Below are 25,130 nucleotides of genomic sequence, written 5' to 3'. Positions count from 1 at the left end.
CAATACACTTTTTCTGCTTGGAGCAACGTGAAAAATGAAGGATGAAATTCGGATCCGGCTGAGCGTTGGCCTGATCGTCGTGGCGGTCCTGCATGCTGTCTTGCTGGGCGCAGTCTTCACGGCATTGCACCGAGCACCTCGGCCGCAAACCAATGATGACTGGCGACTTCCCGCGGCGAGACCAACTCCACCGGTTGGACGGCAGATTGAAAAACTGCCCGAACCTGCTCAGGTGAACCTCGACGCACAAGGGGAACTCAAGCAGCAATCTGGTTACTGCCCGCCGCCTTGTCCGCCAGTCGTGCGGCCGACACTGCGACCGTATCGCGTGGTCCCGGCCACGCCAGTTGTCCGCCCGGCGACGCCAACCCCAGCAACCATGCCCGCTCCGACGGTTCCTGCTCCGATCATCGTCACGCCAACGAACTCCGCCGGTAACACAGCCCCAGAACCTGCGACGAAGCGATACCAGATTGCCTTGTTCGTCGGCAACGACGCGAAGAGTCAGCAACTGCTGGACTGGTTTAACGAGGACGCCAAGCTCGCGAAGCTCCGGCAAAGTTGCGAGTTCCAGGTCTACACCGAAAGCAACGCCCTCTACAAGACTCGCTATGCGGACATTGTTCCGGCCAGCCAGTTCCCTGTCGTGCTCTTCCAGGACTCGAGTGGTGGTCACGTCCATGCCGCCGGCTACACGATGTTGCCGTCGACTCCGGTAGAACTGTTCGATGACCTGCGACACGGTTACGAGCTCTATCAGCAAACTCGCCAAGCTCAGAAGGCCGGTGCTCTGAAGTCACGTGGCTACTCTTGGGATTCGGCGATTTCACCGACGCTTCAACTCTCTCCCGAAGACTGTCCCGACGGGTACTGTCCGATCGAACCGGCCGAACCAACGTGGCGGCCGTTCGATCGTGATCGAGACCGCGATCGCGAACCACTCTTTGACCGCGATTCCGGAGGACGCAACGCATTCATCTGGGCCGGTGCCGGCGAACTGGCGACGCTCGCGTTGATTGTCGTCGCGATCATTCTGCTCGGATTCATTCTCATCAAGCGAGGCATGTAAGGCTCATGATTCTTGGAATTGCAACCGTTGTTGTATTGGTTCTCGTCGCCGTCGCTTTACTCCCGGCAAAAAAACGTGACCGAGACGGCGGCAACCTCAACTTCACTCAGCCGTTTGCCCGGCAAGCCAACTTCCGGCAACAACAGCTGAACGAAGAAGCCGAGGCGATCGCCGATGAGTACCAGCGTCGCGCCGACGAAGCCTGGCGTGAAGAGCTGGGCGAGAAAGCCGCAACGCTGTTGAAGGCGAAGCCGGCAACCACATCACGGTCCACCAAATCGTGAGTGACCTGCTTGCACGCGGTCAGGCTTGGCTCTCTGACAAGTTGACCAGACACGCATCACGTCTGGTTACCTACCAACGTGATGAACTGTCAGTCGAGCTTCCGGCCACGATTGGAAAGTCGGAATACGAGCATGACGATGGCGAAGGCATCGTTACGCGAGCCCAAGTCCGTGACTTTCTGATCAACTCCAAAGACCTGCTCAATAGTGCCATCGGGACTTGGCCTCGCCGAGGTGACCGCATACTCGAAACGGACGGTGACACGACGTTCATCTATGAGCTTATGTCGATCGGCAACGAGCCGCCGTGGCGTTACAGCGATCCCTTTCGCGTCAAACTCCGCATCCACACCAAACTGGTTGATACCCTTTCATGACCGCGACTCCAGCCACCGTCATACAGATCGCCGAAAGTATCGTTGCCGAGATCAACGCCGGCGACTTCAGCAAAAAGAACCTCGCAGCCCAACGACTGTACGTTCCGAACTTCGACCTCGAAGATATGAAGGAACTGCGAGTCACTGTCGTGCCTCGCGAAGTCGAGTACCTACCACTCGATCGAGTCAGCAACAAGTTCCATGCAACCATCGACGTGGCAGTCCAGAAGAAGTTTTCCAAAGGCGACGCCAGGGAGATTGATCCCCTCGTCTTCTTTGTCGAAGAGCTGGCTGACTACTTCCGACTCAAACGGCTCAACTCGTTCGTTGCCGCCCGGTGCGTCAAGGTTGAGAATGCTGTGCTCTACTCAGTGGAACACTGGACGCAGTTCAATCAGTTCACGAGCCTGCTGACACTTACGTTTGAACTGGCCAAGTGATTCACATCCGGACTCGTTTCCGATTCAACCAAGGCCAGGTTCAGAAGAAGGTTCAGGTCGCCAACTTTCGATCGCTCGGTCATGCAGCCGGGACGATTCGGCTGACCGCCAAGCGGTCGATCCGCAAACGCAAGAAGCCGTCCAGCCCCGGATCACCGCCGCACACACAGACCGGCATGCTTCGTCGGGTGATTCGCTACGAGGTGAATCGCGACCGCGAAGAAGCCGTCATTGGTCCGGTCAACGAGATCGCCGGTCGGCTCTGGAACCTGCATGAGTTCGGTGGCGTTTCCGCGAAGCGCCGTAAACTCAAACGCCATCGTTTTCGCGTTGGCCAGCACGGTCCGATTCGAGTTATCCGGCCTGGCAAATTCGCTCGAACGAAGCTACTGACCGGTGCCCAAGCCAACCGTGCAACCCGACTGATCGAAGCTGAAAACGAACGTCGCGGTGCATCAAAGCGACGTCGTTATCCGAAACGCCCATTCATGCGGCCGGCCCTCGAAGCCAACCAATCACGCTTGCCCAAGTTCTGGCGTGACAGTGTGAAGTAACTCGCGAGAAACCTTATGTCAGCAGAAGTAGTCCTCGGTCTCGACGCCGTTCTCACCATCGATGGCGCCGAGATCAAGAACGTCAAAGACCTGACGGTCAACCTGGAAAAGGCCGAGGCGGATGCATCGACACGAGCCAACAACGGCTGGCGAGCCACCGTGGGGACGCTGAAAGATGCCTCGATTGAGTTCACCGTTCTCAACAAGAATGGCGATACCTCGTTCGGCATGCTGCAAGGACTCTGGAGCAGCGGTACACCGTGCGATGTCGGCATCTCTGACGCCGGCGGTGCGCTAACGCTGACCTGTGAAGTCATGAACTTCAACGTCAACCAGAACCTCGAAGAGGTCGTCTCGGCGGACGTAACACTCAAGCCGACACAGTCTTCGTCTGGTGGCGGGATGAATGTGGGGAGCGGTACCGGGCCGTAGCCATAGACCAACCGGGGCTCATTGGTCAGTTAATTCTGCGGGAATGGATGCGAGGAAAAATCTGTTCGACTTCTTTCCATAGTGCTGGTTTGATTTCAAGCGTCTTAATGCTTGCGATTCGTGTGAGTACTTCATCCGGCTGCTGCGAAAGGTAGGCGGCTAGCGCGAAAGCAGCGACTGTAGGAGAACGCGACATGCCAGCAGAGCATGCGACGATGGTTCGCACGTCTGCATTCAAAAGATCGACAAGGGTTTGAATCGACTGGAGTAAGACCGCAGGATTGTTGCCACCGCCATCGTTGAGCGGAAAGCGGCAGTAGACCAATTGCCTTGGCAACGCGGCGGGAGGCTCCTCGAACGCCACATCCACTACGGCTGCGATTTCAGCATCAAACAACGATCGCGGTTCGCGAATGTCGAAGGCATGGCCGATCCAAAGTAAATCCGGATGAATCTCATGCATTGATGCAACACATCGAAAAAAAGTTCGTTTGACTCCGATACGCCGGCGTCGTGAAAAATTCAGTTTCGTCCATGCCTTTGCTCACAGTTGAACATTATATCCCATGCAAAAATTCATTGATCGTCGTGGTCGGGTATGGATCGTTGACATTGACAATACGACGCTTCGCCGCGTGAAAACGCTGACCGATGTTCGCTTGCTCGATGCGATCGACGGTGATTTGATCAATCGGTTGGCGACGGATCCGTTGTTGCTAGGCGACGTTCTGTTCGCGATCTGCAAACCGCAAGCGGACCAGCAAGATGTCGACGATGAAGCATTCGCCGAAGGCTTGGCGGGTGACGCGATCGATGAAGCTTGCAAGGCGGTCGTTGATGCGTTGGTGGCTTACTTCCCGGAGTCCCGTCGCCGTCTTCTACGGAAGGCGGCCGACAAACAGCGGATGATCGAGACTCGGGGACTGGAAGCGATCGAACGGAGGCTGGACGATCCGAACCTGGTGGACTCGATCGTGAGCGACCTCGAACAGAAACTCGGGGTGCCGATGTCGAACGCATCGTCATCGAACTCGCCGGTGTCGTCGGAGTCGACCCAGGACCACTCACCCTCCGCCAATTGATGCAAATGGCGGACGCTCGGCGACGCCACGATTGGAACATCGCGTCGAGCGTGATGGCACTCACCGCTGAGATCAATCGCGATCGCCGGCGTCGTCGTAAGCCGTTCAAGCCCGATGACTTCAATCCGTACACGGCAGCTATGCCAGTGCCTGCTCAAGCAACCGTCGAGCAGGTTGCCACTCTTCTCGGTGCTGCGTTCACACCTTCTAGCCCTTCGCGTCTAGCAAGTAGCCATTCCCCATGTCGCAAGTCAGAGCCGGAGCCGCCTACGTCGAACTGCTGACCAAGGATGCAGCGTTCGTGAAGGGGCTCCGATCTGCTCAGAAGCGACTGCAATCGTTCGGGCAATCAACTCGTTTGCTCGGCACGAAACTCATGGGACTCGGCACCGCTGCGGCAGCTCCCCTCGGCGGTAGCGTGGCCATCTTCTCCAACTTCGACGATGCCATGCGGGGTGTCGCTGCGATCACACAGGCGACGGAAACGCAGCTGGAGTCGCTACGCAATACCGCCAAGAAGCTCGGTGCAACAACCAGCTACTCCGCCAGCGAAGTCGCCTCCCTGATGACGGAACTCGGTCGCGCCGGTTTCAAGCCGGAACAGATCGAGCGAATGACCGCTGCGGTGATGAACATGGCTCGCGCAACCGGCACCGACGCCACGCAGGCATCCGGCATCATGGCCGCCACCATCCGGCAATTTGGTATGGAAGCCGGCGAGGCCACTCGCGTCGCTGATGGGCTAACTGCCGCTGCGAACAAATCGTTCAACACGGTGGAGTCGCTCGGCGAAGCCTTGTCGTATGCCGGTCCCGTTGCCGCCGATGCCAATATGAGCCTGGAAGAAACTCTGGCGGTGCTGGGAACACTCGGCAACATGGGCATCCAAGGTTCATCGGCCGGTAACGCGATGCGTCGATTGCTTACGATCAGCGCAGCGGAATCCGAGAAGTTTCAAGCCGTCTTCGGTGTGGCAACCAAGGATGCCAAAGGCAACGCCCGATCGCTGGTCGACATCCTGGGCGAAGTCGCTGCGGCTACCGCGAACATGGGCACGGCCGAGAAGGCGGAAAAGCTCAACGAAGTTTTCGGGTTGCTGGGAATCACGGCCGCCAGTTCCATCGGAAAATCGGTCGCTGACACGCGAGAGCTGTACCAAGAACTGCAGAACGCCGGCGGGATCGCGGCGAAGACATCGGAGGAAATGGAAGGCGGCTTGGGCGGCGCGTTTCGGATTCTCAAATCTTCGATCGAAGGCGTCGCCATCGCAATCGGCGAATCGCTCGAAGGTAGCGTCACCAACATGGTCAATGCGTTTAGCCGGGCTGCTTCAGGGGTGATCGAGTGGATCAATAAGAATCAAAAGATTGTCAAGATTGCGGCGGCAAGTGCGGTCGCCATCATCGGAATCGGCGCCGCACTGTTTACGCTTGGTTCGTTTGCCGCCGCGGCATCCTTCGCCGTTGGAGGCTTGGCCAGCATCTTCAGTTTCATCGGTGCCTCGATCGGCGTGATCGTCAGCGCCGTTGGTATGTTATTCACGCCGTTGGGGCTGGTCGTCGCTGCCATCGCGGCTCTCGGCGGATATTTCCTTTATTCCACCGGCATCGCTGGCAAGGCGATTGAGTATCTGGGCAGCGTCTTTGAAGTCCTCAAAGCTGAAACGTTGGCCGCCTTCGGTGCAATCGCCAACGCGCTGGCGGCGGGTGATATCACCGCAGCCACTGATGTGCTCTGGTCGTACCTGAAACTGCAATGGATCAAGGGCACGACCTTTCTACAAACCAAATGGGCCGAGTTCACTCAGTACATCGCGGATGTCTGGGCGGACTCGGCCTATGCCATTGGTGACGTATTGATCGGTGCGTTGTCCGGGCTAGCCGGTGTGTGGAACGACACGCTCGGATTCATGGCGGACGGTTGGACCATTCTCACTTCCGCAGTCCAGAAAGGCTGGAACAATGCGATCGGCTTTCTGAAGAAGGGGTTCCTCAAACTTCACGAACTGGTCGATATCGCCGGTGACGTCGCCGTGCAAATCGGTGGCGTGCTAATCAATGCCCTGGCCGGCGTTGAGAAAGCGTGGGTGGAAACCGTCGATTATTTGGCCGACACCTGGACCGTGTTTGTTGGCCAGGTGAAGTCGATGTGGAATTCGACGGTCGGCTTCCTCAAGAAGGCATGGATCAAACTCAAAGCTCTGTTTGACGACGATATCAACGTCGACGTCGAAATGGCCAAGATTGACGCCGACACTCGCGCGGCCGAAGCAGCGGAGCAACAACGTCGCAACCAGGCAATCATTGAGCGGCAACAACGACGATCGAAACGCAAACAGCAGATCGAAGCCAACCGCATCGAGATGCAAAAGGGCATCGCGGCCCAACTCGAAGCACGTCGTAAAGCCCGTGAAGGTCGTGATCTCGATGCGGAAATGCAAGCCATTGACGCGGAGACCGATGCAAAGAATGCGGTCGTCGATCAGTCGAAACAGCAACAGTTCCGGGATAACGATTCGGCTCAGGCTGGACGACAGCAACTGATCGACGACACCACGGTCGGCGTCCAAGCCACCCTCGACCAAATGCGCGCAGAGTCCAAAGCGGCTCGTGAGGCAGCGCGTGTGAATGAGTTGGGCGATCGCCAGCGCGAACGAGACGAGAAGGTTGCTGCAGCGCAGGCCGACTTCGAGGCCGCAATTGATCGGGCGAACAATGCGACCGCACCATCCGACCGTACCGATGAACCTGATTCCCCACCAGATATTGCTGAGCCGCCGAAACCGCCGGCGTTGCCTGAACCGATCAATCCCGATGAAGTCGATATTCCCCCGGTCGATCTACCCGAAATTGATGATCCCGAATTGCAGCCTCCGAACCCGAAGGATCTGAAGCTTGGGATCGATTCTGATGCTCAGGCATCAATGGATCGATTTGCAGACGGTCCCGACAACACGACGCAAGTCGAGTCGGCAGGCAACTTTGATTCGCGAGGACTGGGACTCGGCAGTAGTGCGAGAAAGCTGGAGCCTCTGAAACTCGAGCCCATCGAGCCGTTGGACGAGGAGGTAATCGCGGCGCCGCAGCTGAAAATACCGGAGGAAGATAATCCTGTCGTCGAGGCAATGGCAGAAGTGGAGTCGGAAGCTGATGAACCGGCACTGGATGTTGCGTCGATCAACGAAGCTTTCGCCTCGGTCCGTCAGTCGCTCACCGAATTCGACCTGGCACTTAGCGGGGCAACGTCGCGGTTGCAGCTGCCCGCTTCGTCCGGTGATGGCATCACGGAGGACATGGAACGGGCGATTATCGCGACTGCGGAGAATACGCGTCGGCTGGTCGAACGATCGAAGTCCGGAGGTCTGGTGTTTAGCTGATGAGCTTTTCGGCCGGCGGATACAACTTCGAGACCGCGGCGCTCTCCGAAAAGGCATCGCGAGGCAAATCGCATTCGGACTTCGTCGCCTATGTTGCTACGAATGGTGGCGCGGTCGATCCGGCGGCGGCTGCCAGCGCCGCCTACGGCTATTACAAAGCCAACTTCCCGGACCTGATTCCGTATCTGCAGATCGACGCCGAGTTTATCAACGCCAAACACGCGTTGGTCAGCGTCACCATCAACAAGACCAAACTCGATCCGGTCTCGTTCAATACGACCGGAGCAACCACGCACCTCAATCAATCGCTCGGCACCCGTGGGATCTATCCGGCGCCGGGCAAGGTCGCTCCGATCTACCAGGGTGCAATCGGGGTCAGCGACTCCGGTGTGGAAGGCGTCGATGTGACCGTGCCGGCTTTCGAGTTCTCCGTGCGGAAGAAATTCGAGTGGGTTTCGACCGCCTATCTGTTGGCCGTTGTGTCGATGACCGGCCGCACGAACTCGACCGACTGGTCCATATTCGCTCCTGGCGAAGCTCTGTTTCTCGGAGCCGAAGGTGGTGAAGACGAGCAGAATTGGGTCGACATTACTTATCACTTCGCCGCGCGGCCCAATCAACCGGCGTTGTCCGTCGGCGCGATCTCGGGAATCAGTAAGCGGGGATGGGACTACTTGTGGGTCCGGCACGATGAAGAGGTCGTCGGTGATCGAGTGCTTCGCCGGCCGGCCGCCGCCTACGTCGAGCAAGTCTATCCGGAGGGCAATTTTAACGCGCTGGGCATCAGCTGATGACACGAAGAGTTCGCCCCGGCGACCAGTACAATATCACCGCCACCGAGTACAACCGGCTGTTGGCGGCAGCCGACGCGTTGCACAAGAATCGGTTGCCCGGTGGAGGTGGACCAAGGACGCACCTGCAGAACGCAGCGACGGTTCGCGTTCACAACATCACAACGCAAACGATTCCGATTGGTGGCGCCACTGGTTTTATTCAGCCACTGACCGACCCGCTCGATGGTCCGGTCGAACTTGCTCGATTCGTCCGCGATGCGACAATCAAAGTTGGCAGACCCGGGGCGAGCGCTTCCACGGGGCGAGTGGGCGTCTCCATCGAACCGATCGCCGAAGATAAGGTCGGTCGCGTCGTCTTCGATGGCGTTGTCGCGGCTCAAGTTAATATCACCGAGACCTGGCATGACTTTGCCGACGCATCACTGTCGCCGAGCTTCTATCTGGAATCCAAACCAGAGGGTTCGGCACAGATCCTCTGGCGACGAAACCCGTCGGAAACCGGTTTGCAGTGGGCGGTCGTTCGGGTTGGTCATCCGACCGACATCGCACATTTGGTCAAGGTTCCGGTCGGCGGCATCAGCGCCCGAAAGGGAACGACGACCGGCAACGGGACATGTGATCTCCACCGACTGGACCAATCCGGCAACATCGAACCGGTGTTGGATGTCGACGGCGAACAGGTCCGCATCGTTGCACGAAATCACTCGGCCCAGCGGATACGCGGACCAATTGAAGGTTCTCGCGACCAGTATCTCTCGGTCACCTTCGATGGCAATCAGTCGTGGGTGCTCGATCCGCCCAAGCAAACGTTGCTTTGCAAGCCAACACATCGGATCAAAGCCCAGTCTTGGGGAACGGCTCGCGAGCTGCGATTTGACGGAACACAGTGGCGACCGGTCGGCGTCAAGGTTTCGGTCTACAACGTCTGCGACTACGCGCTGCTTGCGTCACAACAGATCGTTTGCCATTTCCACGAGGACACATCGGCCTACCTCACGATTGGTTGCCGTTGCTGCGATGGCAGTAGCTCAAGCTCCAGCAGTTCCTCATCCAGCTCCGGTAGCAGCTCATCGTCAAGCAGCTCCTCGTCGGGTAGTTCATCATCCAGTGACTCGTCGTCCAGCAGTAGCTCTAGCAGCGCATCATCCAGCCAAAGTTCATCGAGCAGCCTGGGGTCATCCAACTCGAGCAGCCTATCGTCGAGTTCCAGTAGCTCGCTATCCAGTTCTTCATCAAGCTCGCTCTCGTCGTCGTCATCTAGCAGCTCCTCATCATCATCAAGTCCCAGCTCATCCAGCAGTTCCCCTTACAGTAGTTCGTCTAAATCCAGCTCGAGTTCATCCACCTCGTCATCCAGCAGTTCCTCATCATCCAGTTCGTCCTCATCTGAAAGTAGCTCATCATCTAGCGATTCAAGTTCATCCAAAAGCAGCGGATCGAGTTCATCTAGCGAATCATCAGACTTATCGAGCCAGTCATCCAGCGACAGTTCGGCGTCATCCTCTGACTCGTCAGAATCATCCGATTCGAAATCTGATTCGTCCGATGCATCAAGCTCTGTTTCGTCATCCAGCGATTCGAGTGCGTCATCGGCAAGTAGCAGTGACTCCGATTCGAGCCAGTCCGAGAGCGAAAGCGAATCGAGCCGCTCCTACAGCGAGCCGAGTTACTCAGGACCTTCGATTTCCGGGAGTTCGTCATCAAACTCATCCGACTCATCTTCCGGATCTCAGTCGGCGAGTTCGTCGGGATCGGGCTCGAGTGATTCGGATAGCGACTCGGACAGCTCAGCCAGTGAAAGCGAGACATCGAGTGTCAGTGAGTCGGTCTCTGCGTCATCCGAGTCCAAGTCTGAATCGAGCGATTCAGAAAGTGAGTCGGGAAGCGACTCACACAGCGTATCTGCAAGCGAATCGTATTCTCAGCCCAGCCATTCACGTTCTTACTCGGCTTCAGCAAGCAGTCACAGTAAATCGGAATCAAGCCAATCGCAATCCGAGTCGGAATCCGAATCAGAGAGTGAATCGCATTCGCAATCGACAAGCGAATCGGTAAGCGAACCAAACTACTCTCGAGAATCGTCCGCCAGCGGATCGCAGTCCTACAGCCAGTCCGACTCAGGGACCGGCTCGGCATCCGTCAGTGGATCTCAAAGCGAGTCCGGTTCACTAAGCGGTTCTGCCTTGCAATCAACGAGTGAATCCGAGTCAGGTAGTGATTCCAAATCCGCGTCCAATAGCCGTTCACAATCGCATTCGGATAGCGGATCGCAATCAATCTCCGATAGCGACCGTCCCAGCGACAGCATTGATGATCCTAGTGTCGGTGATTCATCGGCAAGCAATAGTGAACCACCGTCAGAAAGCCATCCATCAACTTCCGACTCCGATCGACCGAGCCACAGCGACAGTGAACCGCCGTCCGAGGATAGCAGCGGATCGAGCGAACCGTGCAACAGCACCTGGATCTGGTCTTGCGGTTGGGAATTAGTCGATAGCGACTGCGAAGATCCCGGCGAGCCACCGAGCAGTTCCGGAGCCTATGACGGTCAAGTTGCAGGGATGACCGCATGATTCACTGTCCTCACCTGACCCAAGACAACGCGTGCGAAGTCGCCGGGCAAATGGCTGGCTGCAAGGTCCGAACGACACCTTCAGCGTGCAACGCCTGCCAAGCCAACGAAAATCCGAGAGCGATCAACTTGGTCACTATCGGCATGGCGGTAGTCAACAAGAAACGCCGTAAACAGGACACTCGCGAACTCGAGTCACTGCTTCGCAATTATCTGCCCGAACGCGATGAACCGGAGACGATCAAGATCGATCGTTTCCGTCCTGGTCCTGGCAACGAACTGAAACGCATGCTGGCTTGGTTTGCCAAGCCGAGCAAAACATGCAACTGCGAAACCCGAGTCGACACGATGAACGACTGGGGTGCCGAAGGTTGCAGGCGCAACATCGACACGATCGTCGACTGGTTACTCGAAGAAGCCCAACTAAGAGGTCTGCCCCATGGAAGGTTCACCGCCGCGATTGCCCGCGGACTCGCAGGCACCGCCATCCGCAAGTACGAGCAAAAATTCCCCGAAGGGCCATCCGAGCCAGACGACGAAACTGAATAGCCGCGCGATCGTTGAGCGTTGCTTCCTCATCAACCTTGATCGGCGACCGGATCGGCTACGAGAGTGGCTCGAGCAGTTGCCTGATCCTTGGCCGTTCCCCGAGCCAGAGAGATTCGCGGCAATCGATGGACGGAATGTCGCGACACCTCCGCAGTGGCGAGCCGGCAACGGAGCTTGGGGATGCTACCGATCACATCTCTTGATCTTGGAAAAGTGTTTGAGCGAGCACATCGATTCGTACGTGGTATTTGAAGATGACGCAGGGTTTGCTGAAGACTTCGCGGAACAACTGAACGAATTTGTCGACGAACTGCCGCCTGATTGGGGATTGGCCTACCTCGGCGGCCAGCACTTGTACGCCGGAAAGCATCCGCCACACAAAGTCAGCGAGCACGTCTACCGCCCGTACAACGTCAATCGCACGCACGCGTTCATGGTCCGTGGCCGTGACAACATGAAGGCGTTGTATCGGCATTTGACTTGGAACGATTGGCACACTAAGCATCACGTCGACCATCATCTCGGACGTTTCATCCAACGCCGCTACGAGTCGCTTGTTCAAGGTAAGAACGTCCAACGCGAGTCGATTGCGGTCTACACGCCGGACCGTTGGATGGTCGGGCAACTTCCGACGAAGTCCAACATCTGTGGTCGCAAGTGGAATCAAACGAGGTTCTTCAACGACGCGCGAAACGCCGATCATTCGGACGCACCTTTCTTTGCGGTTCTGGGACCGCATCGTTCGGGTACTTCCTGCGTTGCAATGGTGATGCATCACCTTGGCGTCCACATGGGCAATCAGCTGGGCGGCTACGAAGCGACCGGCGGAGGCGAAGCGGTCGGACTAGCACAGCTTTGCGAAAGAGCGATGCGATTCCCTGCGATCGATCCTAGTATCAGCGATCAACAACTCACGCAACAACTCAAATCCTGGATCGTCGCCCGCAAGTCAGAAGCCAACCGAGACAAGACCGTGGCGGGTGGAAAGTACCCGCATCTGTGCCGCTTTGCCGGGCATCTGCATGAAGCCCTGGGCGATTCACTTCGCATCGTTTCGGTTCATCGCGATATCAAGGCTTCCATCCGCAGTTTGCAAGATCGGTCCAACAAGCATCGCGGACAGTGGTTCGCCGCGGACGACGATGCATGCGACATGTTACAGAGAAGCCTTGCCGAACATCGCGATCAATTCATTGAAGAGCATCCCGATGTGCCAGTTTTCCGCATCGAGTTCTCCGAACTGACCGCTGATCCGGAAAGTGTCATTGGCGAGCTCGTCGAGTTCCTTGGAATCGAACCTTCTGACGAAGAGCTCGCATCTGCTATCGCGCACGTGAACCCTGACCTCAGAAAGCACGGGTGATGCAATGAGTGAAGCGAAGCCATTCTCGCCGGACGACCTCACGTTCTGCATCAAGACCATCCATCGACCTTGGTCCTGCCATCGGTTGGTCGAGTCGCTGCGAAAACACTTTGTGGATCCAAAGATCGTCGTTGTCGATGACGGTCGTCCTGAACTGCGTTTCTCGGAGAAGTACCCGGAAACTGCCAAACACTGCAAGGTGATTGATCTCGACAAACACGATGTGGGTGTTGGCGTGGGACGCAATGCAGCGATCGATGCTGCAGAGACTGAGTTCATCTTCCTGCTAGACGACGATCACGTCATCACGAACGATTTCCACCTCGCATCGGTTTACGAGCGTTTCCAGCAACACGAGATCGATATTCTCGGTGTGCGTCAGGGTGGAGGCGGGCGGCCAATGTTGTTTGCGCCGTTAATGAATGGCAAACGTATCTGGATGTTTCGCGGTGAGCATCGGCGGGTTGGTTCACTCGCCTGGTGCGATATGTCCAGCAACGCGTTTCTCGCTCGACGGGACACTATCGCCAAACTTCGGTGGGATCCGGAGATCAAGACTTATGAACACTGGGAGTTCTTCTACCGCGCCAGTCATGTCGAGAACCTGAAGGTCGCGGTTGCGGAAGACAACATGGTGGTTCACGCCCACGTTGGTGCCAAGCCTTATGGCGATCTGCGTTGTCGCCCGAAGTTCAGGAAGCTTGGACTACGCAAACACGGATTCCATTCACTGCGTTATCCCGGCGGAGGCATTGTCCATGCGTGACCAAGTTACCTTCTGCATTAAGACCATTCACCGTCCGCAATGCTGTGCAGCTTTGGTGCGAAGTATCCATGAACACTGTGGATCGAATCGGCCGGCGATTCATGTTCTAGATGACGGAAAGCCAGAGCTTCGCTTCTCGGCAAACTGCCCCGCCGAAACGGGAATGGTGGATGAGCTGATCGAAACGGAATATGACATCGGTTTGTCTGCTGGTCGCAATCGCTTGCTCGACTCTGGTAACTCGCCGACTGTTGTGTTTACGGACGACGATCATCTGGTGACCGCGCGGACGCGATTGCCGGAACTGGTCGACAAACTGAAGCGGAACAATGACATCGATCTGCTCGCTGCGCTTAGCAATAACGACGAGCGACCACGGTTGCTTCGTAGCAACGGAACACGATTGCGAATCCATCGCGGTTCGCTGAAGCAACGCGGTTCAATTCGATGGTGCCATTACGTTGGCAATTGCTTTGTCGCCTATCGAGACATCCTGCAGGCGATCCGCTGGGATGAGGAACTCAAGGTTGAAGAGCACTGGGACTTCTTCTGGCGTTGCAAACTGGCCGGCGTGAATGTTGCGGTCGATGTTGACCATTCTTTCAAGCACGAGCACGTTGATCCGCCTGGTTACCAACGTCATCGTCCTCAGTTCCTAAAACGTGGCCTCGATAAGCACGGACTGGAGAAGGTGATCTGGCGATGATCGAGCTGTCCGCTCTGGAATACCACCTTGCACACGGCTGCAATCTGTCATGCCAACAGTGCAGCCACTACAGCAACTTTCGATTGGCTGGAGCGATGCCCACGCCAGCCGAAGCAAAGGTTGAATACGAAGCTTGGAATCTGCGTATTCTGCCGAAACGGTTTGCCTTGCTCGGTGGTGAACCACTGCTGAACCCCAAGTTGATTGAGCATCTGCTCTTAGCGCGTGAATGCTGGCCACACTCGAACTTGATGCTTGTCACAAATGGCTTCTTCTTCGATCGGCATCCGGATTTGCCCAAGACCCTCGTTGAGGTCGATTGCCGGTTGGAAGTCAGTCAGCATGGGACGCACGAGGCATACCTCGCAAAATTTCGCCAAGCCAAACAAACCGTCTGGCGGTGGCGTGAAGAGTATCCGGGCATCCAGATCAAGATTCGGCAATCGCACCAAGGGTGGATGAGACAGTACCGAATTGAAGATGGCAAACCGATGCCGTTCGATTCGAGGCCGCAAGCTGCATACAAGATCTGCATGCAGAAGACCTGCACGCAGTTGTTCAAGCAGCGACTTTGGAAATGTCCGGCACTCGCTTATTGGTCCCAACTTCAACAGCGATTGAACCTAGAAGATATCCCTGAGTGGCAATTGTTCCGGGACTACAAAGCTTGCTCTTCCGAACGCAGCGATGCTGAACTCTTGGCCTTCCTTCGCTCAGAGGCAATTCCTCAATGTGGGCTCTGCCCAAGCAAGCGGAAGCCCTTTCGTCATCCCGATCCAACTCAAAGGAGTGAGCTTCGATGAGCTTCCGTCCGCGCCGTCCGCGCCGTCCCGACATGCCGCCTCCGTGGCCACCGTTCATCCCGCCATTCGATCCGCCGGGAAGCGAGCCGCCACCACTTCCGCCCGAATCAGATCCGCCGGAGGGTTCGAGTACCGACGACAGTACCTCGGGTTCCGAATCAAGACCCGACTGGTGGCCCGAAGATTGGCCGTGGCCGCCCGAACCCGAAGAGCCCGTTGAGATTCTCGCGCCGCCACCAATCCACACGTGGCCGCGACTGCCGCCCGACCATCCGTATCACGTCCCACCTGGCTATTCCGCGCCCGACAATCTGCCACCCGGACACCCCGGCGAGTACTATCCAGGCATGCCGCCATATCCCGTCGTGCATCCAGTTCCCAGCGCCGAAGACTCATCGAATGATGGCAGCGCGTCTTAACCTTGCGCGATCTATCCACTGACAGTCAACAAGAATCAAAATCGAGAATCTTTCCAAGCCGGCTAACCGCCGGCTTTTTTCGTTTTCGCGTCGGACTGCTTGGGCTGCCGCAGGCGTTACAACAATACAACCAACATCCAGCTTGCTGAGACCAACTTGTCTCGATAGGTTTCGATAACGGACGCACAAGTAAGCGAAGCGTCGAAGTTAAATCCAGTAGAAGAACAGCCGACGGAGCCAACCATCTGATGTCAGAACCACTCTTAAAGATTCCCAACCATCACGCCGCGTCGTGTGGCGATCCGCCGATCGTCAATGGTACTGTTCGAAACAACTACCTCGGCTACTTTGAGAATGAACACGGGGAACAGTGGATTTTTACCCGCGATCGCAAGACCGGAATCGCTACGCTACGTGGTGGCGATATTGGCTGGAATACAGCGATCGATGTAACCGCTGGGCCTTCACCAGATTTAATACTCAATCCATCCGAAAGAAGTTGGCTGAACGCGTGTTTGACCGCAACGATTCCACGTCGTGAAGCGTGATATTGGTGGTTTCACTTTGCGGTTTCAATAATCTCTCGAATGTGGCTGCGAACCTGCTTTAATTGCTCATCGTTCAAACGATCGGCCTCACGAATCAACGCAGGCATCTCGATAGGATGGCTTTGGATGATGGACGGCAGATCGTCAGGAACTCGGCCAGCGAGTGCGGTCCATTCGTCGGCGCTGGCGTCGAGAAGTTCCGCCATGACTTTGACGCGTTCGGCGGTAGGCGGCGCCACGTTCCCCTTTTCAACTTGAGAAAGATAGGTTGGGCTGACACCGGACAATTCGGCGAACTTTCGGATGCTGTAGCGCCCCTCCCGAGCCTTCCGAAGTACCTCACCGAATGGCTTCTTACGTCGACTCATGATTCATCGACTCCCGATTTCATCAGTCCAGCCTCGCTCTGCTGCCAGACGTGCTCGTACAAACGACCTGCTAACTCGTTGGTTTCTTTGTCATTGAACGGTGGGCGAGGGAGGGTTTCGAACAACCAATCCAAGATAGATGTCTCGACCTCAGCTTGTGTTTGCGCATTTCTGGTCCAATGCTCCATCGGCGCCAGCAATTCGCGGATGCTTGCCAAAAGGGATTGGCTCGCCTGCTTCACTTTCTCGCGATCCTTCTGTGAGAGCTTGTCGCGTTTGAGCAAATCGAAGATTGCCAGCTCTTCCGGCGTAAGTCCTTCCTCAACCGTTCTCTGCTGCTCGGCATCTAGGCTTTCAGCCAGGGCGATCAACGCAGCAAACGTCTGCTCAACCGTTGTTCGATCTTTTTCTCGGTTGTAATCCGCGATGATCTCCTGGTAGCGACGGTAGTAATCCATCGTCAACGGATTCGTCGTGATCATGGCCTGAAGTTTCTGCTCGATCACATCGCGAATATCTCGCAAGGCAATATTTCGCCGGGGGACTCGTTTGAATTCTTCTTTCAGCTTCTCGAAATCGACTTCGCTGAGGTCGATGGACAATCCCTCGGCATGATCCTCGCCGGGACCGGCCGCACGGATCGCGTTGTTGACGATACGGTGTAATTCTTTCATCAGGGCCGTTACGTCGGCCGTATCACGTTTCTCGTCTAGCTTTTTGTAGATTGCCTCGATGTTGTCGTGCCGTTCGGCATAGGTATAGATGCTGGGCTCGGTCGCCAGCGCCCGAAAGCGATTGAACAGCTCCCTCGCCATGATTTCAAATCGGCGGCGTGTTTCGTCGGTCGTACACACGGCGTTAACACCATCCTTGATGACTTCGATGCGATTGAATCCCGTGGCCCCGACGAACCGGCTGACGTCAAAGCCCAATTCCAATAGAAATCCTTCGACAACCTCCAGAGCGTCGATCAGCGATGCGACCAGATTCTCGATCGGCTCGGCGATCTCATCCGGCTGCGTCGCATCGTCGTCGCCGACCGCATACTGTGCGAGTGCCTTTCGTAGACTTTTGAGCATCCCGTTGTAGTCGACGATGACACCGCAGTCCTTGCCGGGATAAACTCGATTGGCTCTCGCAATCGCTTGCATCAGGGTGTGAGCCTTCATTGGTTTATCGATGTAGAGCGTTGACAAACACTCGACATCGAAGCCGGTCAGCCACATGGCACAGACGATTGCCACACGAAAAGGGTGCTCCGGCTTCTTGAAGGCATCTTCGAGTGTCAGTGTTTTTCCTGAAGCGTCGGTAAAGCCGCGTTTGATCAGATCACGATGCGGAACGATGTCGATGCCCCAACGAGCGAAATCACGGACTTCGTTCTGCGCTTCGCTGATATTGATTGCGATGATGGTCGATTCCATCCAGGCAATTCGAGCCTGCAGATCTGCCAGCTCTTCAGTCCGCTTCTCCCGTAAACTTGGGTCGCTGGTTGCCGCGACCTGAGCTTCCGCAATCGGCAACTGTGCTTTTAGCTCATCGATACGACGTTTCCAGCGTGGTTCAATGCGCTCGAGCATTCGCCCGCAGGTGATCTTGTCAACGCAGACCAACATTGCCTTGCCCGATTGCCACCGTGTCGAGCAATGCTCGACAAAATCATCGGCCAACTTGTCCAACCGATCATCCGCTGTGATGACCTCATAGTCTTGCCCGAGCAGCTTTTCGAGAAGGCGAGTCTGGTCCTGATCCAGGTCGGCCTCGGCGACCTTTTCAGCAATCCGATCATTCAGGTCCAACCGAGCTAGCCCCAGCTTTTCTCCTCGGTTCTCGTACACGAGTCGGACCGTCGAATGGTCTTCCTGAGAACGCTTGAAGTCATACTTGGATACGTAGCTGCCGAAAATTCGCCGTGTCAGGTGATCCCGCTTGAAAAGCGGCGTGCCGGTGAAGCCGATGAACGATGCGTTCGGCAAGGCAAGCCGCATATTGCGAGCTAACTTGCCCGCCTGTGTTCGGTGCGCTTCATCGGACATCACAATGATGTTGTCGCTCTCGCTATACGGCTCATCCGGCTTGAGGTCTTTATTAAACTTGTGAACCAGGCTAAAGACGAAGCGATGAGATTGCTGCAGCAATTCCTTGAGTTCGTCACCAGATCCGGCTCGCGGAGTCTTTTCGTTAGCAACGCCGCAGCCGACGAAGGTACGAAAGATCTGGTCGTCCAAATCCTCGCGGTCGGTCATCACGACGAACGTAAAGCTCTGCGGGACCTTGCGTCGCACCTTTTGCGCGAAAAACGCCATAGAGTAGGACTTGCCGCTGCCTTGCGTGTGCCAGAACACTCCCAGTCGACCAAGGTCCGGATGCGCCCTTTCAACCAATGGCAACTCCATCGTTCGTGGTGACGCTTCACGGACATTCATCGTCGCATCGGCAGTGTGCTCGTACTCCAACGAATCGTCCGATGTTTCCGTGGTCCGCTCCGGCATTTCCACCGTCGCCATTCGATATCGCAAGCGTTCTTGAATGGGAAACCGTTCTTTCAGTTCCTCTTGCTTGAAGACGGAAGCAACCGCACGGTTGACACCAAGAACCTGGTGATTTCGAGCAACGATTTTCCGCACACCATCTGGTCGGCTGGCGTCGAACAGAATGAAGTTCTCGACGAGGTCCAAAAAACGCCTTCGCTCCAGCATGCCATCCAACAAAACCTTTGCGTCCAACTCCCCCTTCTGTTTTTCGTCGTTACGCTTCCATTCGGCAAAATGCTCCCACTTGCTGGTGATCGAACCGTACTTCGCTCGATCGCCATTGCTGACGACCAGGAATACGTTGTGGTGAAACAAGTGATTGATCGACGTCGGCGACATATAATCCGTTAGGTTGTCATCGAAGCCCTGACGGATGTTGCGATAGACCGCTTTCAACTCGATCACCACCAATGGCAATCCATTGACGAAACAGACGATGTCGGCGCGGCGGTTATAGTGCGGGACGCCCAGCCCCTGAACCTTTAATTCCCGTACCGCCAAGAAACGATTGTTGGGAACGCCAGCTGTTTCGCCGTCGGCAAAGTCGATTACTTTTGCGCGTTCATTGCGTTCTTCGTCCGTAGCCGGGTCTCGCCAAGTGACCGGTACGCCGCCGCGGATGTAGTCATAAAACGTCTGGTTGTGTTGGACGAGCGTTCTTGAGAAGTCGACCTGGGTGATCTTTTCAAATGCCTGCTTCTGAACATGATCCGGCAGGTCTGGGTTTAATCGCGAGATCGCGGCTTTGAGATCGGGGACAAGGACGGCGTCCTTCTCGTGACTGCGTCCCAGCGATCCGGTCGGACCGAACGTTTCCGTATTGAAGGCGTAGACGCTCTCCCAGCCGCAGTGATCCTGCAAGTGGTCGGCAAACGTGGCCTGTACGAGGCGATCTTCGCCGTTGATGTTGGTGATTGCCATGGTTCGTTTATTCAATCATCTGCTTGTCCGTTATTGCCCGGTTTTTGCCACCTCTTGTCTTGATTCAACCGCTTTTGGCGCAATCCTAAGTCTCGACAGAATCGCGACTTACGGCGAAACACCTGCATTTTACGTCTCTGGGATTGCGCCAAATTCCCCTGATTCGGCCGGATTTGGCGCAATCCGGTATCTTCGGGCCCCGCGGTCGCCAATCGCCAAGAGTCGCCCATCAGCAACCATATCCGCCAATTCCCGCTGAATCGTCCTCCGTGGGATTTCACTGCCGATACGCTGGTGCAGTTCGCCTATACGGACCTCCTGATAAATCCCGATATCTTGCAGAATCAACGCTTGGAGCCGGGGCTTTTCGATTCCCTTCAAGGACGTCGCGCCCTCAAACGCCAGCCGACGCAGCACATCCGGTTCAATGAAGTATGTCGTCGCTTTAGTTTGGCCACGCGAACGGACCAGTCCCCAGTCACGCAAATTTCCAAGCCAAGGTCGTAGCTCAACCGAATCCTTCAACTCCAACAAGCTCGCCAGTTCCATAGCCGTCAACGATTCGTGCTGAGCGATCAACCCCAGCGTGATCAGTTCCTTTTGCGTTGGAAAGAACGTCTGATGAACTTTGACCATAAAGTCAACGATTTCGCGGCGAGCGATGTGTTTTCGAACCGTCGCAACGACACGATCGTTCCCTTCACTGACGATCGGCGGTTTCTTTCCGCTCGCGAGCAGCACTTCGTACATCCGGTCATATCCGCTGCCCTCGCGTTCCATCAGTTTTAGGTCGTAGAAGACCCTGGCCAAATGCGGGTTCCGCTGGCTCGACGTATGCAAGATGTTTCGCGGAGTCACACCGATCGGCAACAAGCCTGGGTTGTGAATCTCAAGCCGATCGGGATAGAGATTGATGAAGATGTCGCCCCGCTGCGAATAAGGCCGATGGACGAGCGCATTGGCAAGCAACTCGCGTACGACCACTTCGTCGTAATGCGGCACGTTTTTGCGAAATAAGCCGGCCGGGAATTCATCGCTGTAACTCCAGTCGGGAATCTCGTCCCAGACCGCTTGAATCAACTCCTGCGGGTTCCGGCTGTAATCGTCCCACACCCACTTGGCTACTTTCCGTTCATTCTCATCGAACTTCATGCACTGGATGACTGGAGCATGCAGCAGCGCCGCGCGATCCTCGCGGCGGCCGACCCAAAGCACTCCAAGATTCGTCAGGTAACCGTCTTTGACAAATAGGTAGTGATCGAGGATCTCCCGGTCGGTCTTGCCTTTCACAAACGGTGTGACACGATCCGAGGCTCGAATCTGTCTGACAAAGTCTGCCAGCTTCTCGGGCTCAACCTGCGAGGCCGGAACGCGACGAACGACACTCAATTCCCAGACGAGCGAGTTTCGGTCTGCGAGCAAACGCCCCAAGTCGTCGGGCATCAAGCGTTTCGTCTCGTCCGAGACTCGAAGGTAGTATCGTCCATCGGACGTAGCGCCGATGCTTTGCTGGTTGCCCGGAATGCGAATGTCGATGTACTCACCACCGTTATCGGCGAGGACCAATTGAGGCACCACGTGAACGTTTAACGTGACTTGCGGGATACGCTTCCGGATCGATTCAATCAGTTGCGCTGGCACCTTTTGTCCGACTGGCGGCAGGCTCTCTCCATCTTCAATTCCCAGCAAAATGTTCCCGCCCGAGGCGTTTGCGAAAGCAACGCAATCGCTGGCCAAGCCATCAAGGTCTTTGTGTTTGTCCATTGCATAACGAATGGACTTCACATCGAGTTCTTGGCCTTCGTCCGTCATACCGGCACCTCTCCACTCATCAACCGTGGAAGCAAGTGATCGCGGGCGGCCTTGAGTTTGGTATTCTGCGACCAACACCGATCCCAAAGTTCGTGCATTGGTGACACGTACTCACAATAAGCATCCTGAATTGCCATCGGAGGAACGGGGATTGGCGTCGATGACAGCACGGCCGTGTCAAGCTTCTTTGTGCCGTGAGATGCCTCGGTGGATCGGTCACGAATCACCTCGCGTTGGGCTATCAGCGCTGAGTACAGAAAAAGCGGTCTGACATCCTCATTGGCAGTAATGGCCTTTAGATCCTGGTTGAAAGTCATCGAGCGACTACACATCGCGATTCTAAATTCCTTAGCCAACGACATACCACGCACGACCGCAAGAATCGTCCCTGGGGGAACAAGCCGCGTGCCGTTCTCCGAGCCTTCTGATGTGACGCGACGTTCAGAATCGTGTAGCCGCCAATGAGTCATTTCGCCAGAACTGATCCACGGAATATCCCCATCCCAATATTCCGCGTTGCTCTTCCTGGGTGTCCCACCGGATGAAAACGTTGAACAGTCGGAAAGCGGTCGAGTGACCCATCCCTTGGGCACACCGTCTTTGATAGGCGTGTGTTCGTGGCCGGGAAAGCGGAGGCGGACAAACCACTCTTCGTACAGGTGCCGGGCCGACGCTTCGAGTAACTCCATCCGACGACGATTGTTCTCGATTAAATCGTCGTACGCGGAGAGACGGTCAGCGATATCCTTTTGAACACTGACCGGAGGTACCGATAGCGGAATCGACAGTAGCTTCTGCTGACTTAAGTTGGCCTGAGCCGCGCCTTGCGACACCTTCTGGAATTCCTGCTTGACTACGTCCAATTTGTATTTAATGAAGCGTACGTCCGAGACTTCGTCGTCGGCTACAAAACCAATGACACTGTCCGGAAAACACGCTTCGATTCCAAGGATCGCGGTTTCAGCAATATTAGCAGCGATTGTGATGCACAGCGTGTTTACCGGCCACTTCTTGCTCTGTGCGAGCCCTGCATCACTGTATGTTTGAGTAAATCGATTCAAATAAAGCTGCGCCGATTTGATATCGCCGGTTTGCACAAATGGATGAGGACCTCCGTATAAATGCTCTGCGTCACGGGGACGATGACGCGATCGTCCGCGGGACACGTGACCTAGTTCATCGAGTCGCATTGGCTTCCAGCTCAAACGACCATCTCCTGATAGTTCGCTTGAATCTTCGCCGCTAACTCAATCGCTTCCTCATTCAGGTCCGCCAGCTCGGTGTGGATGTCTTGCATGGTCTGTTCGAAGTCGAAATCTTCATCGACTTCAGCCGGAACGACGCCTACGTAGCGTCCCGGCGTCAGACTCCATTCGGCGTCTTCGACGTCTTTACGCGAAACCAGCTTTACCAAACCGGGGACGTCGGCCAACTTGCCGTCCGGGAATCGCTCGAGCAACCACACGGCTTGACGGTAGAAATAGACGCCCCTCCTAAGCTGAGCGATCAGCCGCACCCGAATCTCATCGAGCTGCTTTAGCTGGCGACTGACAGCGCGCCGATCGTATTCCAACTCCTTTTTAGCTTCGTCGCTGGCATCCGACAACAACGCCACGACTAACGGGTGAACGCGACCAACCAGCTTGCACAGCAAATCAATCTGTTTCACCAAACCTCGAACGCGTTCCGCCAGCGGTGCAAATTTTTCGATTGCGTTTAATTGCGGCTTTGTGGTTGCCGGCGTCTTCACTGTAAAACTCTTGAGTTGCTTATGGAGATCCTTCAGTAACGCCTTGCGATCCTTTCGATACGCGTCGTCAGCTTCGGTCACTTCGCTAGCGGCGGATCCGATCGGCTCTTTCTGCTCAGCCTTGATGTGTTTGGTTTCGGCTAGATTCGTCAGAAAAGAATCAACCCCATCGCGGAGACTATCCATCACGGAGTCCAGTTCGGCGGCCAGTGGCTCAACCGTGCCCGTTTCTTCACGGATCGATTTGAGATACCGCTGGACAAGCGAAATGAAGCGATCTTTCTGCCCCCGATAGAGCCACACGATCGACGACAGATTCGCCATCTGTTCGGGCGAAAAGTCGTTGATGGTTCGATTGACTTTGCGATACACATTGCGGGCATCGATCATCAGCACGTGGTCGCGATGTTCGTCCGGTTTGCCTCGATCAATGAACCACAGCTCGCACGGAACTTGGCGAGTGTAGAAGAATCCGGAGCGAATCGACATCATCACGTCGACGTCGCCGGTGCGAACGATCCGCTCGCGAACATCCTTTTCACCGTGGCCGGCGCTGGACGCCTGCGACGACATTACGAAACCAGCTCGACCGGTCTCGCTCAGGTAACTCCAGAAATACGAGATCCACAGGTAGTTCCCGTTGGACACTTTCTTTTGTTTGTTGACGCCCGGCAGTCCGAAGGGCAATCGATCGGTATCGGTCTTGATCCGCTCGGCATCGACCAGATCGACGTTGAACGGAGGATTGGCCATCACGAAGTCCGCTTCGCCGACCAAGTTGTGCTGATCTTGGTAATAGGTGATTGCTTCGCCAATCTCCCCGGTCAATCCGTGTACCGCCAGGTTCATCTTGGCGATGCGGATGGTGTCCGGGTTCTTTTCTTGACCATAGAACACCACGCTCTTCGCCGTATCGCCGCCTTCGTGTTCGATAAAGTGGCTGGACTGGACGAACATGCCGCCGCTGCCACACGCTGGGTCGAAGACTTTGCCGTGGTTCGGCTCGATGACATTGACCAGCATCTGAACCAGGGACGATGGCGTGAAGAACTCGCCGTTGTCGTGAGCTTTCTGAATGGAGAAACGAGCCAGGAAGTACTCGTAAATCCGGCCGAAAACATCGCCCGTCGCCTGCTTGATCTGTTCGCTGTTGAACAGCCGCATCAAATCTTCGAGTACCTGCGATTCGAAGATGCCGTAGTCTTTCGGCAACACACCTTGCAGCGGAGCGAACTTCTTCTCGATCGCCCGCATCGCTTCCGTCACCAGGGCCGGGAGCGGTTTCTCACCGCTCGTGGCCATCCGCATGATCCAGTCGAAACGAGCTTGCTCCGGTAACGGCAAAGCGCGGCGGCGGACGTAATCCTGGTCGATGACCTTCCGTTTCGGCATTCGGCCGGCGGCCTTGTCGGCTTCGATCTGCTCGGTCGCAGCAACAAACCGGTTTTCCGCGTGGCGAAGAAAGATGATGCCCAACACAGGCATGAAATAATCGCTGGAGGTGAGCTTCGAGTTCGCGCGTAAATTGTCCGCCGCCGACCAAAGGTCCGCTTCCAGCTTCTCAATATCCGCAAACGAGCTTCCATCCATCCGCCTAGCACCCCGGTCGTC

General features: G+C 56.0%; 23 protein-coding genes. 17 read left to right on the top strand and 6 right to left on the bottom strand.

From position 1 onward, the window contains the following. Positions 1–34: 34 nt before the first annotated feature. The 6 genes from FYC48_RS03710 to FYC48_RS03685 are packed head-to-tail and all read left to right on the top strand — an operon-like array spanning position 35 to position 3,156. Positions 35–1,069 (top strand): hypothetical protein, encoded by a 1,035-nt coding sequence (locus tag FYC48_RS03710; RefSeq protein WP_149495306.1) that lies wholly within the window; start codon positions 35–37, stop codon positions 1,067–1,069. Positions 1,070–1,074: 5 nt separating this feature from the next. Continuing rightward, a complete protein-coding gene (locus FYC48_RS03705) occupies positions 1,075–1,353 on the top strand; it encodes a hypothetical protein (protein WP_149495305.1) in 279 nt (92 codons plus the stop codon). Continuing rightward, positions 1,350–1,730, top strand: coding sequence for a hypothetical protein (locus tag FYC48_RS03700; RefSeq protein ID WP_149495304.1), 381 nt, complete (start codon positions 1,350–1,352; stop codon positions 1,728–1,730). Before FYC48_RS03705 ends, FYC48_RS03700 begins: the two co-directional genes overlap by 4 nt. After that, a complete protein-coding gene (locus FYC48_RS03695) occupies positions 1,727–2,170 on the top strand; it encodes a hypothetical protein (protein ID WP_149495303.1) in 444 nt (147 codons plus the stop codon). Before FYC48_RS03700 ends, FYC48_RS03695 begins: the two co-directional genes overlap by 4 nt. Continuing rightward, entirely contained in the window at positions 2,167–2,724 is a 558-nt protein-coding gene (locus FYC48_RS03690) for a hypothetical protein (RefSeq protein WP_149495302.1), read from the top strand. Before FYC48_RS03695 ends, FYC48_RS03690 begins: the two co-directional genes overlap by 4 nt. A 15-nt stretch (positions 2,725–2,739) precedes the next feature. Then, a complete protein-coding gene (locus FYC48_RS03685) occupies positions 2,740–3,156 on the top strand; it encodes a hypothetical protein (protein ID WP_149495301.1) in 417 nt (138 codons plus the stop codon). Positions 3,157–3,181: 25 nt separating this feature from the next. Here FYC48_RS03685 and FYC48_RS03680 read toward each other — a convergent pair whose 3' ends face one another. Continuing rightward, positions 3,182–3,619 (bottom strand): protein-tyrosine phosphatase family protein, encoded by a 438-nt coding sequence (locus tag FYC48_RS03680; RefSeq protein WP_149495300.1) that lies wholly within the window; start codon positions 3,617–3,619, stop codon positions 3,182–3,184. A gap of 103 nt (positions 3,620–3,722) precedes the next feature. Here FYC48_RS03680 and FYC48_RS03675 point away from each other — a divergent pair, with 103 nt between their 5' ends. The 11 genes from FYC48_RS03675 (at position 3,723) to FYC48_RS03615 (ending at position 16,134) form a co-directional block, all read left to right on the top strand. After that, the gene (locus tag FYC48_RS03675) at positions 3,723–4,238 is read left to right on the top strand and encodes a hypothetical protein (RefSeq protein WP_149495299.1); all 516 of its coding nucleotides are present in this window, start codon (positions 3,723–3,725) and stop codon (positions 4,236–4,238) included. Positions 4,239–4,479: 241 nt separating this feature from the next. Next, positions 4,480–7,614 (top strand): phage tail tape measure protein, encoded by a 3,135-nt coding sequence (locus tag FYC48_RS03670; protein ID WP_149495298.1) that lies wholly within the window; start codon positions 4,480–4,482, stop codon positions 7,612–7,614. After that, positions 7,614–8,405 carry a hypothetical protein gene (locus FYC48_RS03665; protein WP_149495297.1) on the top strand — a complete coding sequence of 264 codons (792 nt, stop codon included), beginning with the start codon at positions 7,614–7,616 and terminating at the stop codon, positions 8,403–8,405. The genes FYC48_RS03670 and FYC48_RS03665 overlap by 1 nt, the downstream gene beginning before the upstream one ends. Continuing rightward, positions 8,405–10,981 (top strand): hypothetical protein, encoded by a 2,577-nt coding sequence (locus tag FYC48_RS27585; protein ID WP_160149305.1) that lies wholly within the window; start codon positions 8,405–8,407, stop codon positions 10,979–10,981. Before FYC48_RS03665 ends, FYC48_RS27585 begins: the two co-directional genes overlap by 1 nt. After that, positions 10,978–11,529: a hypothetical protein gene (locus tag FYC48_RS03645; protein WP_149495293.1), complete on the top strand. Its 552-nt coding sequence runs from the start codon at positions 10,978–10,980 to the stop codon at positions 11,527–11,529. The genes FYC48_RS27585 and FYC48_RS03645 overlap by 4 nt, the downstream gene beginning before the upstream one ends. Further along, on the top strand, positions 11,522–12,892 hold the full coding sequence (locus FYC48_RS03640) for a glycosyltransferase family 25 protein (protein WP_390622111.1): 1,371 nt from the start codon (positions 11,522–11,524) through the stop codon (positions 12,890–12,892). The genes FYC48_RS03645 and FYC48_RS03640 overlap by 8 nt, the downstream gene beginning before the upstream one ends. Before the next feature lie 4 nt (positions 12,893–12,896). After that, a complete protein-coding gene (locus tag FYC48_RS03635; RefSeq protein WP_149495292.1) occupies positions 12,897–13,658 on the top strand; it encodes a glycosyltransferase family 2 protein in 762 nt (253 codons plus the stop codon). Continuing rightward, positions 13,651–14,364 (top strand): glycosyltransferase, encoded by a 714-nt coding sequence (locus tag FYC48_RS03630; RefSeq protein WP_149495291.1) that lies wholly within the window; start codon positions 13,651–13,653, stop codon positions 14,362–14,364. Before FYC48_RS03635 ends, FYC48_RS03630 begins: the two co-directional genes overlap by 8 nt. Beyond that, on the top strand, positions 14,361–15,167 hold the full coding sequence (locus FYC48_RS03625) for a radical SAM protein (protein WP_200836528.1): 807 nt from the start codon (positions 14,361–14,363) through the stop codon (positions 15,165–15,167). The genes FYC48_RS03630 and FYC48_RS03625 overlap by 4 nt, the downstream gene beginning before the upstream one ends. Next, a complete protein-coding gene (locus FYC48_RS03620) occupies positions 15,164–15,586 on the top strand; it encodes a hypothetical protein (RefSeq protein WP_149495289.1) in 423 nt (140 codons plus the stop codon). The genes FYC48_RS03625 and FYC48_RS03620 overlap by 4 nt, the downstream gene beginning before the upstream one ends. A 248-nt stretch (positions 15,587–15,834) precedes the next feature. Next, entirely contained in the window at positions 15,835–16,134 is a 300-nt protein-coding gene (locus FYC48_RS03615; RefSeq protein ID WP_149495288.1) for a hypothetical protein, read from the top strand. Positions 16,135–16,145: 11 nt separating this feature from the next. Here the strand turns inward: FYC48_RS03615 and FYC48_RS03610 are convergent, their stop codons facing one another. From FYC48_RS03610 to FYC48_RS03590, 5 genes are all read right to left on the bottom strand, one after another. Continuing rightward, complete coding sequence (locus tag FYC48_RS03610) at positions 16,146–16,502, bottom strand: helix-turn-helix domain-containing protein (protein ID WP_149495287.1); 357 nt, start codon at positions 16,500–16,502, stop codon at positions 16,146–16,148. Next, positions 16,499–19,957 carry a type I restriction endonuclease subunit R gene (locus tag FYC48_RS03605; RefSeq protein WP_149495286.1) on the bottom strand — a complete coding sequence of 1,153 codons (3,459 nt, stop codon included), beginning with the start codon at positions 19,955–19,957 and terminating at the stop codon, positions 16,499–16,501. The genes FYC48_RS03610 and FYC48_RS03605 overlap by 4 nt, the downstream gene beginning before the upstream one ends. 129 nt (positions 19,958–20,086) lie before the next feature. Next, on the bottom strand, positions 20,087–21,769 hold the full coding sequence (locus FYC48_RS03600; RefSeq protein WP_149495285.1) for an ATP-binding protein: 1,683 nt from the start codon (positions 21,767–21,769) through the stop codon (positions 20,087–20,089). Then, the gene (locus FYC48_RS03595; protein ID WP_149495284.1) at positions 21,766–22,959 is read right to left on the bottom strand and encodes a restriction endonuclease subunit S; all 1,194 of its coding nucleotides are present in this window, start codon (positions 22,957–22,959) and stop codon (positions 21,766–21,768) included. Before FYC48_RS03595 ends, FYC48_RS03600 begins: the two co-directional genes overlap by 4 nt. Before the next feature lie 11 nt (positions 22,960–22,970). Beyond that, the gene (locus FYC48_RS03590) at positions 22,971–25,109 is read right to left on the bottom strand and encodes a type I restriction-modification system subunit M (RefSeq protein WP_235034050.1); all 2,139 of its coding nucleotides are present in this window, start codon (positions 25,107–25,109) and stop codon (positions 22,971–22,973) included. Positions 25,110–25,130: the final 21 nt, after the last annotated feature.

Source organism: Roseiconus lacunae, from assembly GCF_008312935.1.
GTDB lineage: Bacteria > Planctomycetota > Planctomycetia > Pirellulales > Pirellulaceae > Stieleria > Stieleria lacunae.
This window is presented reverse-complemented; position numbering and strand designations above follow the sequence as displayed.